This is a genomic window from Wolbachia endosymbiont (group A) of Cydia amplana (assembly GCF_964028495.1).
Lineage (GTDB): Bacteria > Pseudomonadota > Alphaproteobacteria > Rickettsiales > Anaplasmataceae > Wolbachia > Wolbachia pipientis.
Genome location: NZ_OZ034792.1, coordinates 943,162 through 961,307 on the forward strand (window position 1 = coordinate 943,162; position 18,146 = coordinate 961,307).

Here is an 18,146-nt window from a genome sequence, read left to right on the forward strand (position 1 = left end):
GTTATAAGTAAACTTAATTATATCTTAATGCTAAATGTTGTAAAGCTAAAATTAGAAACTAAAAAAGCTAACATAAGTTCTGCATTGTTTGCAGCTTTATCAGGTTGTTAGGTAGAATTATTAAAGAACTAGTTGAACATATGTTATCAACTCCATCCACAAGTTCTCCGCTTGTTACTCCAGTTGCAATGAACACTGATTCACCTCTTGCCATATCTTTTACGGCGTAGACTTTTTCTGGGTCATCAATATTTAAATTTTTTGCTCTTTCTTTTAACTGATCTGTGTCAAATATCAATCTTCCCTCCATCTGCCCACCGATTGAACTCAGCGCTGCAGCCGCAAGCACCCCTTCTGGTGCCCCTCCTATTCCGATATACATATCATGATTGCCATTTACTAGTGAAACTACGGCCACAATATCACCATCATCTATTAGTTTAATTTTTGCTCCTAACTTCCTGATTTTTAATATTAATTCATTGTGCCTTTCACGATTAAGTATAGTTACCACGAGATCATTTACTTTGCATTTTTTTGCCTTGGCTAAATTGTCTAGATTCTTTTCAATGCTATTTTTTAGTGAGACTACACCCTCTGGAAGATTTTTTCCTACCGCTATTTTTTCCATATAAACATCAGGTGCATGTAAAAAATTACCTTTTTTCGTTGCAGCAAGAACAGACATTGCCCCTGGTTTGTAATGAGCACAAATCGTAGTGCCCTCAAGTGGGTCAACGGCAATGTCGATTTCAGGACCATTTCCAGTGCCAACCTTCTCGCCAATATATAGCATCGGTGCTTCATCTCTCTCACCTTCACCAATTACGATAGTACCATTTATTTCCATTGAATTTAATACTGTACGCATTGCATCAACTGCAACCTGATCAGCCTTTTTTTCATCGCCGAAGCCTGCTAGTTTATATGCAGCAAGCGCCGCAGCTTCGGTCACTTTAACTAATTTATAGGCTAAATCTTCCATCATTTGCTTTAAGAACTATATTCAATATGTATCATGATATATCATGCTGCTTGAAACTGCAATATGTCTTGACTGATTATTAGGGAGTTGATATAATATAAGCATTATAGTAGTGGGATTATAGTTATGGCATATAGTGATGATGATGTTAGAAATTTCTATCTAGATATAGATAGAATTACAGGACGTGATAACACAGTTACTAGTTTGGAAGAACTAAAAAAGAGGTTAAGGAAAGAAGTTAATTTTCAAGATGAATGTGAAGGAGGCAATTCATTAGGGAACCTACTTCTAAAACATGCAACCGAAAATAACAACCCACGCGTTAAGGATTTTCTCCTCCAAAATGGGTGTGAACCCCTTCAACAAGAGCAAATAACCGCAGCAATAAACAAGGAAGAAGAGGCACCTAATGTGGAAGAGAATAGAGCAGACAGTAATGAAGTAGATTCTAGTAACTTCATAAACCCTGGTATGACTGCTGAAGTACTTTACGAGCAACTAATACAAGGGAAAGAAACAAATCTGGCAATTTTTGACTCGTTTGCAAATGCTGTAAGAGAGTCCAATATTACCGGCGATCGTGGCATATTTCTAGATGTTGTAAAATTGTTTACAGATTTAGATGCTGTAATCCATCTTACAAATACTGCTTCCAGAACTATATTGGGCATAGCTACAATAACAAAACAAGCTGACGTTGTTAAGGTACTTTTGGATAGTGGCAAATTTTATGAAGAAGAAAAATTTAACGCTCTGTGTCTTGCTATTACTCAGGATAATGCCCAAGAAGCTGAGCTAATTTTAGGTTACGTGAGTCCTGCAAACAGGAAAGAGGCTTTACAAGTGGCCATACAGGTAGGTAAAACTGAAATTGTTAATGCGTTCTTGAATAGAGGTAAGCTTAATGAAGAAAATAGAGCAGAACCCAGCAGCAGTAATGGAAACATTGGTAGTAGACCTGTAGCAACAGTGCCTCCAGTTAGTACTAATGGTGATAATCGCAATCACGACAATGAAATACCTGTAGTAACAGAGACTAACCAAACTACCACGCCAAATAGTGATAATGTTAATGGCCAATCAAATCATAATAACAAAAATAAAACGCCTGTAATACCAGAGGCTAAGCAAACTGCCACACCAAATAATGATAATAAAGCTAACGGCTTTGTAGATGCTCAATTTTCTGTGCCAAATGAAAAAGAAGCTAAATATAAAAAAAGCAAGGAAAATTTTTACACCTCATTAACAAAAGATGTTGTTGGAGTTGTTATTACAGGATTATTCATTACTGCTGCTGTGATGGTTCCATTTGTAACTGGTGCAGTGATTTGTGGTGTTATAGCTGCTTTGGTTGCAATAGCTACCGGGTTGCATGTAAAAAATTCTACATTACCAAGCTATAGAGAAATGGAAGAAAATAAAGTTGAACACGTCCAAAAAACTGCAAAAACGTTGTGATTCAATTTCGCTAGGGAGGATGTTATGCCAGTGCGTGACACTGGCATCTAATTTACCCAACACACTTAGATTTTATGCTAAACTGTGCTGCCACTAACTTTGCAACCGGTACTCTATAGGGTGAGCATGAAACATAATCCACCCCTGATTCGATGAGAAACTCTATAGATTTTGGATCTGCTCCATGCTCTCCACATATACCCAGTTTTATTTCTTTTCGGGTTTTTTTGCCTCTTTCAATGGCCATCTTGATTAACTCCCCTACCCCTTCGATGTCCAGCACTTCAAATGGGTCGTTTTCGAATATGTTGCTTTCCTTATAAGAATCGAGGAAATTAACTGAATCATCTCTTGAAAGTCCCATGGTTGTTTGCGTTAAATCATTAGTGCCAAAACTAAAGAACTCTGCATGTTTTGCTAACTTATCAGCAATCAGTGCTGCTCGTGGTAGCTCTATCATTGTTCCAATTGAGTACGCCTTGTCTGATGTCATTCCAGCGCGTGACGCTGGAATCTGCTTCTTGATCCTAGCTGAGATGACAGAGGATTCTTTCTTCACTAACTCGCATATCAAAACAAACTCTTTCTCATTCATGATAAAGGGGACCATGATTTCAGGCTCCACTTCTATCTTCTTTTCTTTCTTTAATTCACTTGCAGCACTAAGTATTGCCCTAATCTGCATGCTATATATTTCAGGATGAGAAATGGCAAGTCTACAACCTCGATGGCCAAGCATTGGGTTCTTTTCTGATAACTGTGCTATTTTATTTTTTACTGATTCAACTGACTTACTAAGTGATTTGGCGATTTTTTCTATAGTAGACTGATTATTGGGTAAAAATTCATGCAAAGGTGGATCAAGCAACCGTATAGTGACCTCCCTGCCCTCCATAATAGAAAATATTTCTTTGAAATCAGACTTTTGCATTTCTTCCAGTTTAATGAGCGCATTTGCCCTTTCATTTTCATCGTCAGCCATTATCAACTTTTGAATGAATTCGATTCTATCACTAGCGAAAAACATATGTTCTGTGCGACATAAGCCTATACCTTCTGCACCGAATTCTTTTGCAATTTTTGCGTCTTTTGGAGTATCAGCGTTCGCTCTCACTTTGACCGTTTTGATTTCATCTATCCAGTTGATTATCGTTTTGAATTCTTGCGATAATTCAGGTGAAATTGTAGGAAGAATGCCAAGCATAACCTCCCCTGTTCCTCCGTTGATGGTAATTGGTTCACCTTTATTTACTTTTGTATCCCCCACAGAAAAGAAAGTTCCATCTTTATCGATATAAAGTCCACTTACACTGCAAATGCATGGCTTACCCATTCCACGGGTTACAACAGCAGCGTGCGAGGTCATCCCTCCCCGTGCTGTTACTATGCCACTTGCAGCATTCATTCCATTAATATCTTCAGGACTCGTTTCTGACCTTACTAAAATCACTTTTTTACCCTGCTCTGCAGCTTTTTCAGCATCACTTGCACTAAACACTACATATCCAGAAGCAACCCCTGGAGAAGCCGGCAGTCCCTTCCCTATTACTTTTTGGTCACTCTTAACGTCAAGAACTGGATGCAATAAATTGTCAAAAGTTTTTGGATCAATTCTCAATATTCCTTCTTCTTTTGTAATCGTTCCTTCGTTTACCATATCAACTATTATGCGAATAGCAGCTTCAGCCGTGCGCTTGCCAGACCTAGTCTGCAAAATCCATAATTTACCGTCCTGTACAGTAAATTCGATATCCTGCATGTCTTTATAATGCCTTTCAAGTTTTTCACATACCGCGCATAATTCCAGGTAGACACTTGGCAGCAACTTCTCCATGGTGTTTTTTTGCTCTCCGTCAATTGGCATAGGAGTATAAACACCAGAAACCACATCCTCACCCTGAGCATTAACCAAAAACTCACCAAAAAGCTTTTTTTCCCCAGTTGAAGGATTTCGTGTAAATATCACACCAGTTGCAGAATTATCATTTAAATTACCAAAAACCATTGCTTGCACGTTGACCGCTGTTCCAAGGTTTTCAGGAATATTATGTATTTTTCTATAGGAAACAGCCCTATCATTTTTCCAAGAAGCAAATACTGCATTAACTGAGTTTAACAATTGCTCTTCAACGTTCTGCGGGAAATGTTTCTCAGTTTTTTCATATACTATCTTTTTAAAATCGTTAACAATTCTCTTTAAAACATCAACATCAAGATCAGCTAAGCTTTTTGCTCCACTCTTTTGCTGCTCATTATCAATAACATCTTGAAATAGGTGATGATCAAGCTGTAGTACAACATTGGAGTACATCATGATGAAACGGCAGTAGCTATCGTAAGCAAAACGTTCGCCACTTTTTTTTGCAAGCCCAACAACGGTTTCATCATTTAGACCAACATTTAAAATAGTATCAAGCATGCCCGGCATTGAACTAACACTACCAGAGCGTATGGAAATTAATAAGGGATTATTTAAATCCCCAAATTTACAACCGATGTCATTTTCGAGCATCGTCATGTAGTTTTTAATTCCACTACATATGTCATTCCAGTGCGTGACCACATTTTTTTCTGGATCCGAGTAATCAGATACTTGGATGACAGAAGATCTATTGTCTTGATAATAGACTTTGCAAGCAGAGGTGGAAATTGTGAAACCAGGTGGAACAGGAATGCCAACATTGCACATTTCTGCTAAATTTGCCCCCTTTCCTCCCAGCAGATTTTTCATTTCTGCATTGCCTTCGCATTTACCCTGGCTAAAGTAATGTATTAACTTTTCCCCCATCATTTTCTCCGGATTTTCACTGATAAACACATTGTACATATAGTTCCAATAAACCTGTGAGAACTTGAAACCTTAGGATAATAAATTTTACAAAATTTTGCAACAACGTTCCCTCTGGCAACATCAGTAAAGTTAACAAAAAAGATGACAAATTATTGAATTATTATCAATAAGAATATATAATATAAAGATACATTTAAAAATTTTTTTATGGCTCTTTCTAAGTTTCTCGACCCCAAGAATGATGTTGCGTTTCGGCGTATTTTTGGTACTGAAAAAAATAAAGACATCCTCATTCACTTTCTCAATGATATTTTGGGGTTCACTGGCAAAGATGAAATAAAAGAAATAGAATTCCTCAGCACTATTCAAGATGCTGAAATTGCCTCTAAAAAACAAAGTATCGTTGATGTTCTTTGCAGGGATGAAAATGGGGTGCAAGTAATAGTCGAAATGCAAGTTGCCAAAACTAAAGGCTTTGAAAAACGCGCTCAATATTACGCTGCTAAAGCTTATTCAAGGCAAGCTGATAAAGGTGATCAATATCAGGGTCTTAAAGAAATCATTTTTATAGCTATTGCTGATTGTATTCTCTTTCCTAATAAATCTGAGTATAAGTCAGATCATGTAATGTTAGACAAAGATAGCTATGAACATGATTTAAAAGATTTTTATTTTACATTTATTGAGTTACCAAAATTTCCTAAAACTAAAGAAGACCAATTGGAGAGTATAGTTGAAAAATGGATCTATTATTTTAAATATGCAGATGAAACTAGCGAAGAAGAATTGGAAAAGATAATAGGTAGTGATGTAATAATTAAAAAGGCATATGAAGAACTAAATAGATTCAACTGGTCAGAGAAAGAATTTATTGCCTACGAACAGGAAATAAAACGTATTCGTGATGAACGGGCTGTTCTTGAACAAAAACTTGATGATGCTAAAAAGGAAGGAAAAATTGAAGTTGCAAAAACAATGCTAGCTAATAATGTTGATGTCACCACTATTGTTAAGTTTACTGGCCTCTCCATGAGTGAGATCAAAGAATTGCAGAATTAAGTGGACCCGCAAACGGTTACACGAAATAATGCTGCAGCCTGACCAGATGATAAGTACATTTAGCCTATTTATCTTTATACTTTCATGTCAATTTTATAAATCAAATTTATTTCTGTGAGTAGCTACAATTTAAAGACCTTGCTTCATCAATGTAATGGAACAAAACCTTTTTAGTAAGTTCAAAACCCTCTAAAGTCTCTCCTTCGCATCTTGCTGTAATGCAGTTTTGCGTATTTGATACCCTAAGAAGCCACCAACCTTTATTATCGGTTACCTTAACACCATCAAGATCTGAAAATACAATATTTTGCTGCTCCAGTGTTTTCTTTATTGACTCAATTATTTGAAACTTTTTCTCATCTTTCACTACAATCTTCACTTCATGAGTGATATATAACTTCGGTAAATCCTCAATCACCTGAGATAGGCTTTGGTTTTTCTTAAGCAAAATGTCAACTGCTTTAACAGCAGAATATAGCCCATCATCAAAACTTAGCTCAGAAAAGAAGAAGTGCCCGCTTAATTCACCAGCAAACTTTGCCTCTTCCTCTACCATCTTCTTCTTAACTAGTGAATGTCCAGTAGCACAGGTGATAACTTGCCCTCCTAACTTGCTAACAAAATCATGCACTTTCATACTCATTTTTACGTTAGCAATAACTTTGCTTTCTGGATATTCCTCCAACACTTCACGTGCAAAAATTATAAATAAATGGTCATTGGAAACAACGTTGCCTTTATTATCAATTAAGCGCACCCTATCGCTATCGCCATCTAGCGCAATGCCAAGATCACATCCATATTCCTTCACAATGTCAATTAATTGAGCAAGATTTTTTTCCTCTATGGGATCTGGATCATGCAGTGGAAATGCCCCATCTATAGAGTTATTGGTTACGATGTGCGTATGACCAGGCAAGATCTTTTCAATATACCTTATAATTCCACTTGCTGGACTATTTCCACAATCCCAGGCTATTTTTAATTTCTGTGTAGTATTATTCTTCACTGCACTTTTCAATATGCTAATGTACTCACTATATATATTTATGTTAATTAAGCTTCCAATTCTTGTGCTGTTTTTAATTGGACTGCTTATAATTTCCTTCATTTCTTGATCTGAGAAGACTTTTTTATTACTAAAAAATTTAAAGCCATTATATTCGCTGGGGTTATGAGAGGCAGTTATTATGATACCAAGATCCGCCTGTGTGATTTGTGTTGCAGCGTAAAGCATAGGTGAAGAGCATAGTCCAACGCGTATAACATTTGCACCGGATAAAGTTAAGCCCCTAATTAATTCTCTTTCTATACCTGGTGAATCTATTCTGCTGTCGTAGCCGACACAAACACTAGCTACGGTTTGGCCAAACTTTCTACCTATCTCGTACCCATCATTAATCTGCAAATCTTTGCCTACTATACCTCTAATATCGTATTTTCTTATAATGGTATTGTCCATACTGTACTTCTTGAAGTGACTACTATATAACATTTTGGCCAAATGCTCAAGTTTATTTATCCAACAATTAGTTGACTCTTTAAAGAAATCTGTTAATATTATAGTATATTTTTTAAAATGTAAAATTATGCCACAGGAAAACGAAAATGTATTTATAGCTGAAAGTCAAAGTTTAGATGTAGATGAACAGCAGAAAAAGGATATTTTAGATGTGATTGAATCTTGTAGCAGCTTTCAAGAGACTATAAAACAATTGGAGGAAAAAAATTTAATCTGGTATTTTATTGGCCCTTTACGCAAAGATGAGGACATTACAGGACAGATAAATTTAAAGTGGGAAAAGGAGTTCCAAAAATTTGAGCAATCAATAAATGAAACACATAGAGAATTTGAAGCATCTTTACCAAATCAAAATTTCTTAGCGTATTCAACAAAAGATGATGACTTCAAAATTAGATTTGAAAATGAAGAAAAACCAATAGAAATTAGCAATATTTTAAGAGCTAGCAGTGAAGGTAAGGTTTATAACATATCTTTAGGGAAAGATAGTCAAATAACTGCAACCAAAAAAGGCAGCGAAAGGCACTATGATTTTACTGGTTCAAGCTCATGTGAAATGACCATTAATTGGCAGGCTAAGGATTCTGAAGGTAACAGCATAGACTGTAGCATGACCGTAAAATTGGATTCTGGTGGTATACAGAGTGTTATTGGTGAGCCAAAATTTGGAGGAATAACGAGTTCAGAAGAAGTATTAAAGTTAGTTGGACAAAATAAAGAAGTTTTTATCAACAGAAAAACTCTGTATCAAGCTTTTACTGATATAGGTCAAGATATGGACAGTCTCGAGCCCACACAAGATCTATCATCGCAATTGCCTACACCAAGCAGCAGTGGGTATTCCTCTCCTAGCACACCTTCTTCACGTAGAAGTTCTATATCCACCAGCAGTGAATTTAGTGATGAAGATGAAATATTTGAGGATGATATGTCTGGTGATGAAGAAGAGTATGAGCAAGAAGGATTAAAAGATAAAGTAGATGAAATTATAAACGAAATTGAGGAATTAAAGGAAGGAAAAGAAACATTTGCTCAACATTTTGCAGCGCAGGCAAAGCAGCTTGAGGATCTAAGATTAGAACGTGACTCCTTGAGAGATAAAGTCAATGAACAACAGCGAGCGATATTTGAAAGAGGTCAAAGAATAAAGGAACAAGAGGAAGAACTACAGGATAAAAATGATGTAATAAAGAACTTAAATAATCAGTTGAAAGATAAGGAAGGTGAAACAAATGAGGCAAATAAAGAATTACAGAGAAAATTGAAGCAAAGTGAAGCTAATTTAACTGTACTAAAGGAAAAGAATGCAAATTTGGAGAATGACCTGAAGAAAATAGTGGAAGGTTTAAAGGATGATCATAAAAAGCAGTTGGCAGAACAGTTAATGGAAACAAAAAAGGAAAACAATACATTGGCTGAAACGGCGAGCCAATTGTCTGAAGAATTAAATGAATTACAGAGAGAAAAGGAAGACTTAGAGAGGGAAATTCGACAACTTGAACCTGGAAGATCACTTGCAGATTAGCTAAGCGAAGAAAATACGAAGGGGGAAATAGAAAAGCTTCAATATCAACTTAAGGAAAAGGAAGGGATGTTAACGTGTACACAGGAAGAGCTGGCATCTGTCAAAGAGAGTCTAGAGCAACTGCAGAACATATTACAGCAGGAAAAAGGTCAGGCAACTCAAACTGAAGTTGAATATGAAAGTAGAGGAACAAGCATGCAGCAGCAAGACCAAGGTATACAAGCTGTAAACAACAACTCAAGCAGAACAGCTAGTGGGTTAAGACAAGAAAACAAAAAATTGACTAGAGACAAACTAACTATATCTGAACAATTAAAACAAAAAATAAGAGAGATTGACGAGTTAAAGAAAAATTTAAAGCAACTGCAAGAAGAAAATAAACAACTCAAACAAGAAGTTACTAAAAATGCAGGAGTTGATGCATCATCTTCAACAGGTCAAAAAGAAGCTAAAGAAGCAGAAGTTATACCGCAAAACATTATGGATTGGCCTGTTCCAATTCCAGATGATAAACCGGAAGAGCAGAAAACTCCATTAGAGCCAATCAAGGTAAATACAGAATTATCAGATCCAAAATCAATCCCTGCTGAGGGTCCGGAAAAATCTCCTCCTCTTTCAAAATGATGAGTTTTGCTTCTATAGCTGACCCAAGCAACACGTCATCCCGCGATTTATTCGCGTTATCTCAGCCGCTAACACGTAGCGGGATACTTAACCGTCATACCGTGATTTATTCACAGTATCTCTTAGCCACTAACAAGCAGCGGGATGACAGCAATCCTACGTCATGCCGCCGCGGTACCTCTAGATCCCGCTAACTAGTAGCGGAATGACGAATTTTTGTTTTTCAAATTATAGCTAAACATACTGTAATTGCTATTGAATGATGGAGAGACATACTCCATTATTTTAGCACGAAGTAACAAATTCAATGAATTGGTTCTTCAAAAATAATTTAAACTTTTACAGTAGGTCATGAAATATTATAGCGATCTCATTAAAAGAAACTTTTATAAGTATCGTTGATGAGAAAGGAAAAGTTGTTAAGGAAGAAGTTGTTGCAAGCGAAAGTAAGGCAATAGCAGATTAGCCAAGGCAAAAAATACGAACCCATAGGAATAGAAAGTGGATAGTTGTCAATATCAATGTGCAAAGAGTTAAGGAGTTTTGGATTACCAGCAATTTGTGTAGATGCAAGGCATATGGCAGCAGCGTTGTCTGCAAGAATCAATAAGAATGATAAAAACGATGCGAGGGGTATAGCGCAGATGATGAGAAGTGTTAGTAAAATCAGTTGTCAAATTAAAATAGCGCTTGGAAGCAGAAGACAGCTAATGTGTAGCAAACAGCAGGTTATTGGAACAATAAGAGGGTTGTTGAAGATACATGGTCGGTAAAGGATCAAAATTTGAAACTTTCGCTTTAAGAATACAAGAGGCAATAAATAATTTGGATGAAATCAGTAGGAGTTCAATTGAAGCGTTAGTTTGTAGTTTGGAAGCAATAGAAAAGTCATTAAGAAAGCTTGACAAAATGCTTTCAGAACAAGGTGAAAAAGACGATGATTGTAAATTGTTAACTACTGTTCCAGGAGTGGGGATTATAGTAGCAATGACGTATAAAGCTGCAATTGATAACCCACATAGGTTTGAGAAATCTGATACAGTTGGAGCATATATAGGGTTGACACCAAGGCAATATTCTTCTGGAGAAGTTGATCGGCATGGCAGCATATCAAAGATGGGACCACCGGAATGTAGAAGTATGTTATATGAAGCTGCACAAACAATGCTTACAGTTACCAAGAGGACATTTAAATTAAAAAACTGGGGTTGCGAAGAAAAAAGGAATGAAAAAAGCAATTGTAGCAGTAGCAAGAAAATTAGCTGTAATTATGCATAGGATGTTGGTTGATAAAACAGAATTTTATTATCAATAAACATCAAAAGAGCATAGGACAATAATTTTATTGAAAATAAAGATAGCAATGCCGATGGAAGGGACAAGCAAGAACTTAGTTAGACTTCGTGGTAAATATGTTGCCGTCCACTTCCGCCTAACAAGTATAATGCGGCTTGACAAATTTATTGTCATCTCAGACCGCGGAGAGAACCATATGCTACTTTTAACTTATGTAAAATTACCAAGGATTATGGAGAAGATATGCTGTTTTGATTTGTGTGAAAATTATTGTTGACTTATGTGCAATTAGAGAACCTAAGTCACTTTAGCTATAATTCAGAATTGAGAGCTTTTAATAACTTTCCAATTCCCACTTTGGTCTTGGTGCAAAATTAAGTGGATCTATATAATTTTTCTGTAACCTTTCAATTCCTGTCCATCCAACCATAATTGCATTGTCTGTACATAGGTCGTTAGGGGGAAAAAATATGTTTAAGTTTATGTGTTGTTTTAATTTTTCTCTCAAGAAATTATTTGCTGCAACTCCGCCGGTAATCACAAAGTCATTGATTTTGATATTTAAAGATTCGGCCATAATAATCGCATTACTAACCCTGTCCAGCAGTATGTCACTAATACACTCTTGAAACGAAGCACATACATCACACACATCTTGCTCGCTCATTTTAAGTTCTTGTACTAAGTTTTTTACTGCTGTTTTAATCCCAGAAAACGAAAAGTTACATCCAGAACGTTTTATCATTGCCCTTGGCAGTTTGAATCTTGTGCCATTGCCTTTTTTAGCCAACTTTTCAATTAATGGGCCTCCTGGGTAGCTTAAACCCAGCATCTTAGCAACTTTATCAAATGCTTCTCCTAGTGAATCATCGAGCGTTTCTCCAAGTTTAATGTATTTACCTACATCCTGTGCAATTAAAAATTGACAGTGACCACCTGATATTAGTAGGACTAAAAATGGAAATTTTACCTCATGCAGTAACCTAATAACCAATGCATGCGCTTCTAAGTGATTCACTGCAATGAACGGTTTTTGTGCTACATGCGCAATTGCTTTAGCCATCATTGTACCAACTATTAATCCACCTATGAGTCCTGGTCCTGATGTTGCTGCAATTGCATTGAGGTCACAAAAGTTAAGGTTAGATTTTTCCACGGCGCTTTTTATTAGACCACTTAAATGCTTCATATGAGCACGTGAAGCTATTTCAGGGATCACCCCACCGCGTTTTTTGTGTTCTACTTGAGAAAGAATCTTGTGAGCAAGGACTTGCTTGTCACTATTTACAATCGCTACTGCAGTTTCGTCGCAGCTTGTTTCAACAGCTAAAATGGTTTTCATGTATATTTAGTTACTGTATTACCAAAACTATACTTTGAAACGCTGTAGAAGTTAACTGCAAAGTTAACTTCTATAGCTAAAAGATTTACCGACAACCGTCATTCCGCTACGTGTTAGCTGATGAGATACCGCGCACAACTGTACGAACATTCATTCTTAAAGGTAAACTGCACAGCAAATGGTGTCATTCCAGTGCTTGACACTGGAATCCAGCCTTGCCGTAATCTCATCAAGAACGTTGTGTTTTAACATAAGATCAGCCACTTTTATGCTCACCAACTTAGTGCCCAATCCAAATTCCTGGATTCCAGTGTCAAGCACTGGAATGACACCATCTACTACTCAAATTACCTGCAAATTGCAATGTTCGTACACCAAAAGAATGAATCGCGGTATGACGGTTCGCGGCGGCATGACGTAGGAAAACCTGCACTATAAGCTAATCATCATCTCCAAATATAGAGCTAATTTTTTTGCTCCCAGGAGAAAATTTATTAGTCCAACTGCTTTGCACTTTGGTTACGTCTTTAGTGGCAGTTTTATTGCTGTATTCCTTGATTTCCTTATCTATTCTCTCCATCATTTGTGAATCAAGGTAGCTCTTTTTCCATTGGCCAGTAGCAAGGAACACTTTGTTTAAGTCTTGAGTGCGGATTAAGTATTCTTTATCTTTAGGGTAAACCTCCTGCGCCCAAGCAAATAGCTCAAAATAGCGTGCAAATAATTCAGATGCACGTGATTTTGCAGTTTGATAAGCCTGTATCTCCTTAAATATAACTTGGCCGATAATTTTCTGCACAAGAATATTTGCTTGCTTTAGGTTCTGCTCAATATCCTGGTAAACTTTATGGAGAAATTCCTGTTCCAAACTTAAGTTCAGTTCATTTTCAACCATGTGTGAAAGTTCATGCACTATAATGTATGGGTTTGACTTCCTCAGTACAATAACATATCTATTTACACTGGAAGACCTGATTGTCTTACACACTCCCTCTTCCATATCCACTAATCCCTCTTGGTATATTTCAAATGAGAGCCTGTTTTGCTTTATTAGTGATAAAGTGAGGTTTAATGTGTTTCTAAACTTCTCAAATTGATAGAGATATTCGACATACCGTATTGCATTTTCACTGCTTCCTACTTGAGTTGCTTGTTTTATTAAATTCCTGATTAGCATACCTTATTATTAAAGGAATTCTTTTTATACTCAAGAATTGATTGGCTACAAAGTGTTTTTAGGAAGCCTGATTGCATAGCTAAAGTAATTCATGTTTACTGATAACCGTCATACCGCTGCTTGTCAGCGGGATCTATGGTGAGATACCGTGAATGAATCCATAGCTGTACGAACATTCATTTTTGAAGGTAAATTGCACAGCAAATGGTGTCATTCCAGTGCTCTTTTTTTGTCATCCCAGTCTGGGATCTATTTTGCATGTAACTCCAATTGTGTTTTGGCATAAAACGCGACACGTATTAGACTTATTTGCAAGCAAAGCTTGCTAGATCCAAGTAGTCAGGGCACTGGGATGACATTACAGGGGCACTGAAATGACACCATTTTCGGTCTCTTAAATTGCTTTAGCCATAAATATTTAAGAAATTTACTAAATAAAAAAAAGGCAAAAGAAGCCCCGTGGTGGTTGGCTATTTACTATGTACTAAAATATCGGCGTTTTTTTTATTCTAAAACGCTTGATTAAGAGCGATTTAGCTGCTTTTAACTTGCAACTAACCTACACCGCAAGTGTTTAAGAAATTTACTAAGCAGGAAAAAAGGCAAAGAAACCCCGTAGTAGCTAGCATTCAAATTCTCCCTTGTCAATTTGACGTTTTTTGCTGTCTTAAACGCTTTGTAAGCGCGTTTCGGCTTATATAGGTAAAAACCTAAAAATTTTTAAAGACATGCGATGCACGTAGTGCGAAAAATTAAACATGAGACGCCAAATACCCTAAGTTTTTTGTCATTAACCTGCACAGATTGCGAAGATAAATAAATAGCTTCACTGTTATGATAAGGGGGCTGGCGAAACTTGTAAAGGAATTTTTTACATCTAATTTATAGCTCCCTGCATGATATCACGTATTATCTATACCAAGGAGTTCTGCTTGTAGATATTATACCAACAATCCACTATTTTTTTTATGTCTTGTGGTTTAGTTTCTGGACCTATACTGATTCTAATTGAACACTCTGTTTGCTCTTTTGTTGCCCCCATTGCAAGCAAAACATGGGAAGGCTCAACTTTTCCAGAAGAACATGCGGAGCCATTACTAACTGCAATATAATTCAAGTCAAAATGCATGAGCTGCACATCACTCTTTACTCCTGGCATATAAATAAAACTTGTGTTTGGCAGCCTCTTAGAGTTTTTACCGAAGATTCTTATGTCACTGACAAGATTTAATAATTCACACTCTAATTGATCGCGTAGCTCCTTTACTTCATCCATTTTTGATAGAAGATCTGGAATATTTTGCAGTGCAGCAGAAAGGCCTGCAATCGCAACAATATTTTCCGTACCACCACGAAATCCCTTCTCTTGTCCACCACCTATTATAATAGGTTCTATCGCAAGTTCTTTATTGAATATTAAAACTCCACTGCCTGCTACACCGCCAAATTTATGGGCGGATAAAGTGAGTAAATCCACTCCTAAATCTTCCATATTAACTTTAATTTTCCCAACACTTTGAGCAGTGTCAGTGTGGCAAATTGCTCCAAATTTGTGGGCTATTTCAGCTATTTCCTCAATAGGTTGAATAACTCCGGTTTCGTTATTTGCCATCATAACTGAAACTATTGCTTTGTTTCCTTTAAGTTCGCTTAGAATTTTTTCTAGCTCTAAAAAGTCAACAATGCCCTCCTGATTAACGGGTATTATGTATGGATTAAATGCAGAATTAAGAATTGAAGGATGCTCTATAGCTGAAATTACATGCAGGTAGCCTGCTATTCCTCTCATAACAAGGTTATTCGCTTCGGTTGCACCAGACGTGAAAACTATTTCTTTATCACTTGAGACGCCAATAGCACCACGTACGTTATCTCTTGCATCCTGAAGAATCTTCCTCGCTTCTTGTCCTCTTTTATGTAGTGATGATGGATTGAGCGTTTGTTTTAACAAGACCTCAAATATACTTTTTTTTACATTTTCACTAATTGGAGCAGTTGCATTGTAATCAGCATATACGCAACCACTATTTTCTAAAGAGAATGGACTCATCTGTCACTTAAATAAGTTTACCATCAACTATAGCCATAACTATGTACGTTAGCTTTAACACGATAAAAAATTTATTGCAAAAACAGCGAAATTAATACATAATTAATAACTCACGTCATTAATACCTGTCAAGCGGGTTCTTATTAGGGGTTACCATGGTTGAAGTTTTTTTGAATAATGCAACAAGAAAGATAGAAGGTGAATACCACCAAAGCAAAGATGCCAACGCGCCGGTTGTGCTGGTTTTACATCATCATCCTCAATATGGTGGTAATATGGATAGTAAAATTGTACATAGTACATATACGTCTTTTATCGATAACAATTTTTCTGCATTGAAGATTAACTTTCGTGGTGTGGGAAAATCTACCGGAACTTTTGATAAGGGTATAGGAGAATTAACTGACGCTGCGGCAGCCATTGATTGGCTTCAGGAACATAATCCTAGCAATGTTCCAATTTGGATCGCTGGTTTTTCTTTTGGAGCATGGGTGGCTATGCAGCTAACAATGCGCCGCCCTGAGATAGTGGGTTTTATTGCTCTTTCTCTTCCGGTAACTAAGTACGATTTTTCTTTTCTTTCTCCCTGTCCAGTTTCTGGGCTTATAATACAAAGCAGTAATGATACAATCTCAGAAGAAAGCGATGTAACAGAATTAGCAAAAAGGTTGATAAATTCAGTAAGAAGTGATCACATGAAATACCATATAATAGATGATACTAATCACTTTCTAAAGGATAAAGAAGAGGAAGTGACTCAAATCGTGGACAATTATATAAAACTGCGCTTGAATAGTGCAACTATTTCTTTTCAAAAGGTCAAAAAAGAGGTAAGGGTAAAAGAATATGCCTAATCTTTACAAACAAGAGAAATGAGTGTAGTAATATAAATGAAAAGGTTTTGTTATGTTTAAAAAGCTATTATTTTTTGTTTTAGCTGTGTTTATGTTATCGGGGTGTTCCCTAAGTAAACAGCGCAAGTTAAAAAGTCCGTGTATAAAAAGCAATGAAAGCATTTCATGCGAGTTGTACTCTGTTAATGATCATTGGTTAGATAAGTATAAGGCATAGAAATTGTGCTATTTTTCCTATTCACAACTTCACTAATGATCGATCTCTCAATTGGAAAATGCAGTCTGCCTTTTCTGCAAGGAGATGATTGTGTGTTACTATAAGCATAGAGCTGTTATTTTCCTTTACGTATGAATGTAGCAGTAAAAACACCTTAAAAGAATTTGTTGGATCTAAATTTCCTGTTGGCTCATCTGCAAGTAAAAGCTTTGGAGAATTTACAATGCTTCTTGCAATTGCAACTCTCTGCCTTTCCCCACCCGAAACTTCAGATACCATGCTACTTGCTTTGTTTTCCAGACCAAATTTTTCCAACATTGCTTGCGAATTTTTTTTTGCTTCAGCTTTGCTTTTTCCTGCAATGAGTTGAGGAAGCATAATATTTTCCAACACCGATAACTCTTGTAACAAATAGTGAAATTGATAAACAAAACTAAGAAAATTTCTTCTTACATGAGTTTTATGCTTATTACTGGCTTGTGTGCAATTTATTCCATCTATCGTAACTATACCTGAAGTTGGCTTGTCCAACAAGCCTGCGATTTGCAATATAGTTGTTTTCCCTGCACCTGAATTGCCAATCAGCGCTACTACTTGCCCTCTTGTAACACTTAAATTGATATCCTTTACAACAGCAGAATTGTCCTTGAAGCTTTTATCTACAGAAGTTAGTTCTAGTGCTACATTACCACCCATGTTTAAAAGATCCAGAAGGCATCTAAGTTTTAGTAATAATTAAACCGAAAAACTGTTACCACAACCACATTGAGACTTAGCAAAGGCATTCTTTATTTGAAAACCAGAACCACTGAGATCCTCAGTATAATCTATAACTGAGTTATTTAAAAATTTTGCTGAACAATTATCAACCATTAATACAGGGTTTCCATTTTCATCATTAATTACTATATCTTTACCTTTTTTGCTAAAACTGGAGTGGCTTCTATAGTCCTCACTTTCTTCATAGTCATCATCTTCGTCTTCGTCATCAAACTCATCATCGTAATCATCGTCTTCATCATCCAAAGATAGATTTTTATTCATTTGATCCATAAGAAAATTGTATTTGAAGCCAGAACATCCACCACCTGAAACTGCAACCCGTAAAATGGAACTCTTATCCCCTTCCTGCTCTGCAAGAGAGTGGATTTTTTTTAGTGCATTATCAGTTAAGTTGATGTTGTAATTTGTTGACATAGTAACCACCGTTTATTATTGATAACTTATTATAGTAGAAATT

The 18,146-nt window shown here is 36.4% G+C and carries 16 protein-coding genes; 7 read left to right on the top strand and 9 right to left on the bottom strand.

Annotation, left to right across the window (positions count from 1 at the left end):
• Nucleotides 1-67 precede the first annotated feature (67 nt).
• The gene (gene glpX, locus ABWU40_RS04685) at nucleotides 68-985 is read right to left on the bottom strand and encodes a class II fructose-bisphosphatase (RefSeq protein ID WP_353279445.1); all 918 of its coding nucleotides are present in this window, start codon (nucleotides 983-985) and stop codon (nucleotides 68-70) included.
• A gap of 126 nt (nucleotides 986-1,111) precedes the next feature.
• Between glpX and ABWU40_RS04690 the strand changes: the two genes are divergently transcribed.
• Nucleotides 1,112-2,449, top strand: a complete 1,338-nt coding sequence (locus ABWU40_RS04690; RefSeq protein WP_353279146.1) for an ankyrin repeat domain-containing protein — start codon at nucleotides 1,112-1,114, stop codon at nucleotides 2,447-2,449.
• A gap of 52 nt (nucleotides 2,450-2,501) precedes the next feature.
• Here ABWU40_RS04690 and ppdK read toward each other — a convergent pair whose 3' ends face one another.
• On the bottom strand, nucleotides 2,502-5,237 hold the full coding sequence (ppdK, locus tag ABWU40_RS04695) for a pyruvate, phosphate dikinase (RefSeq protein WP_174516890.1): 2,736 nt from the start codon (nucleotides 5,235-5,237) through the stop codon (nucleotides 2,502-2,504).
• Nucleotides 5,238-5,447: 210 nt separating this feature from the next.
• Between ppdK and ABWU40_RS04700 the strand changes: the two genes are divergently transcribed.
• Nucleotides 5,448-6,299: an Rpn family recombination-promoting nuclease/putative transposase gene (locus ABWU40_RS04700; RefSeq protein ID WP_015589151.1), complete on the top strand. Its 852-nt coding sequence runs from the start codon at nucleotides 5,448-5,450 to the stop codon at nucleotides 6,297-6,299.
• Nucleotides 6,300-6,405: 106 nt separating this feature from the next.
• Here ABWU40_RS04700 and ABWU40_RS04705 read toward each other — a convergent pair whose 3' ends face one another.
• Complete coding sequence (locus ABWU40_RS04705) at nucleotides 6,406-7,761, bottom strand: phosphomannomutase/phosphoglucomutase (protein WP_227738550.1); 1,356 nt, start codon at nucleotides 7,759-7,761, stop codon at nucleotides 6,406-6,408.
• A gap of 127 nt (nucleotides 7,762-7,888) precedes the next feature.
• On the opposite strand from ABWU40_RS04705, the gene ABWU40_RS04710 reads away from it, so the two are divergent.
• The 4 genes from ABWU40_RS04710 to ABWU40_RS04725 all read left to right on the top strand — a co-directional run bounded on the left by ABWU40_RS04710 (nucleotide 7,889) and on the right by ABWU40_RS04725 (nucleotide 11,248).
• On the top strand, nucleotides 7,889-9,346 hold the full coding sequence (locus ABWU40_RS04710) for a hypothetical protein (protein ID WP_246039479.1): 1,458 nt from the start codon (nucleotides 7,889-7,891) through the stop codon (nucleotides 9,344-9,346).
• Between the two features lie 66 nt (nucleotides 9,347-9,412).
• A complete protein-coding gene (locus ABWU40_RS04715) occupies nucleotides 9,413-9,970 on the top strand; it encodes a hypothetical protein (protein ID WP_246039478.1) in 558 nt (185 codons plus the stop codon).
• Between the two features lie 509 nt (nucleotides 9,971-10,479).
• Nucleotides 10,480-10,743: an IS110 family transposase gene (locus tag ABWU40_RS04720; protein ID WP_144054592.1), complete on the top strand. Its 264-nt coding sequence runs from the start codon at nucleotides 10,480-10,482 to the stop codon at nucleotides 10,741-10,743.
• A complete protein-coding gene (locus tag ABWU40_RS04725; RefSeq protein ID WP_051062213.1) occupies nucleotides 10,733-11,248 on the top strand; it encodes an IS110 family transposase in 516 nt (171 codons plus the stop codon). Before ABWU40_RS04720 ends, ABWU40_RS04725 begins: the two co-directional genes overlap by 11 nt.
• A 352-nt stretch (nucleotides 11,249-11,600) precedes the next feature.
• Here the strand turns inward: ABWU40_RS04725 and tsaD are convergent, their stop codons facing one another.
• From tsaD to ABWU40_RS04745, 4 genes are all read right to left on the bottom strand, one after another.
• Nucleotides 11,601-12,608 (bottom strand): tRNA (adenosine(37)-N6)-threonylcarbamoyltransferase complex transferase subunit TsaD, encoded by a 1,008-nt coding sequence (gene tsaD / locus ABWU40_RS04730; RefSeq protein ID WP_015589155.1) that lies wholly within the window; start codon nucleotides 12,606-12,608, stop codon nucleotides 11,601-11,603.
• Between the two features lie 156 nt (nucleotides 12,609-12,764).
• Nucleotides 12,765-12,929 (bottom strand): hypothetical protein, encoded by a 165-nt coding sequence (locus ABWU40_RS04735; RefSeq protein ID WP_022626335.1) that lies wholly within the window; start codon nucleotides 12,927-12,929, stop codon nucleotides 12,765-12,767.
• A 118-nt stretch (nucleotides 12,930-13,047) separates the two neighbouring features.
• Complete coding sequence (locus tag ABWU40_RS04740) at nucleotides 13,048-13,785, bottom strand: hypothetical protein (RefSeq protein WP_353279147.1); 738 nt, start codon at nucleotides 13,783-13,785, stop codon at nucleotides 13,048-13,050.
• 913 nt (nucleotides 13,786-14,698) lie between these two features.
• A complete protein-coding gene (locus ABWU40_RS04745) occupies nucleotides 14,699-15,835 on the bottom strand; it encodes a cysteine desulfurase family protein (RefSeq protein WP_353279148.1) in 1,137 nt (378 codons plus the stop codon).
• Nucleotides 15,836-15,990: 155 nt separating this feature from the next.
• On the opposite strand from ABWU40_RS04745, the gene ABWU40_RS04750 reads away from it, so the two are divergent.
• Nucleotides 15,991-16,689, top strand: a complete 699-nt coding sequence (locus ABWU40_RS04750; RefSeq protein ID WP_141456918.1) for an alpha/beta hydrolase — start codon at nucleotides 15,991-15,993, stop codon at nucleotides 16,687-16,689.
• 238 nt (nucleotides 16,690-16,927) lie between these two features.
• On the opposite strand, the gene ABWU40_RS04760 is transcribed toward ABWU40_RS04750, so the two are convergent.
• A complete protein-coding gene (locus ABWU40_RS04760) occupies nucleotides 16,928-17,602 on the bottom strand; it encodes an ABC transporter ATP-binding protein (protein ID WP_015589159.1) in 675 nt (224 codons plus the stop codon).
• A 39-nt stretch (nucleotides 17,603-17,641) separates the two neighbouring features.
• A complete protein-coding gene (locus tag ABWU40_RS04765; protein ID WP_141456915.1) occupies nucleotides 17,642-18,103 on the bottom strand; it encodes a HesB/IscA family protein in 462 nt (153 codons plus the stop codon).
• Between the last annotated feature and the right edge of the window lie 43 nt (nucleotides 18,104-18,146).

What these genes read in the sequence shown, in the direction of transcription:
- glpX (WP_353279445.1), bottom strand. Translation starts at nt 985, where the DNA reads ATGGAAGATTTAGCCTATAAATTAGTTAAAGTGACCGAAGCTGCGGCG.
- ABWU40_RS04690 (WP_353279146.1), top strand. Translation starts at nt 1,112, where the DNA reads ATGGCATATAGTGATGATGATGTTAGAAATTTCTATCTAGATATAGAT.
- ppdK (WP_174516890.1), bottom strand. Translation starts at nt 5,237, where the DNA reads ATGGGGGAAAAGTTAATACATTACTTTAGCCAGGGTAAATGCGAAGGC.
- ABWU40_RS04700 (WP_015589151.1), top strand. Translation starts at nt 5,448, where the DNA reads ATGGCTCTTTCTAAGTTTCTCGACCCCAAGAATGATGTTGCGTTTCGG.
- ABWU40_RS04705 (WP_227738550.1), bottom strand. Translation starts at nt 7,761, where the DNA reads ATGGACAATACCATTATAAGAAAATACGATATTAGAGGTATAGTAGGC.
- ABWU40_RS04710 (WP_246039479.1), top strand. Translation starts at nt 7,889, where the DNA reads ATGCCACAGGAAAACGAAAATGTATTTATAGCTGAAAGTCAAAGTTTA.
- ABWU40_RS04715 (WP_246039478.1), top strand. Translation starts at nt 9,413, where the DNA reads ATGTTAACGTGTACACAGGAAGAGCTGGCATCTGTCAAAGAGAGTCTA.
- ABWU40_RS04725 (WP_051062213.1), top strand. Translation starts at nt 10,733, where the DNA reads ATGGTCGGTAAAGGATCAAAATTTGAAACTTTCGCTTTAAGAATACAA.
- tsaD (WP_015589155.1), bottom strand. Translation starts at nt 12,608, where the DNA reads ATGAAAACCATTTTAGCTGTTGAAACAAGCTGCGACGAAACTGCAGTA.
- ABWU40_RS04740 (WP_353279147.1), bottom strand. Translation starts at nt 13,785, where the DNA reads ATGCTAATCAGGAATTTAATAAAACAAGCAACTCAAGTAGGAAGCAGT.
- ABWU40_RS04745 (WP_353279148.1), bottom strand. Translation starts at nt 15,835, where the DNA reads ATGAGTCCATTCTCTTTAGAAAATAGTGGTTGCGTATATGCTGATTAC.
- ABWU40_RS04750 (WP_141456918.1), top strand. Translation starts at nt 15,991, where the DNA reads ATGGTTGAAGTTTTTTTGAATAATGCAACAAGAAAGATAGAAGGTGAA.
- ABWU40_RS04760 (WP_015589159.1), bottom strand. Translation starts at nt 17,602, where the DNA reads ATGGGTGGTAATGTAGCACTAGAACTAACTTCTGTAGATAAAAGCTTC.
- ABWU40_RS04765 (WP_141456915.1), bottom strand. Translation starts at nt 18,103, where the DNA reads ATGTCAACAAATTACAACATCAACTTAACTGATAATGCACTAAAAAAA.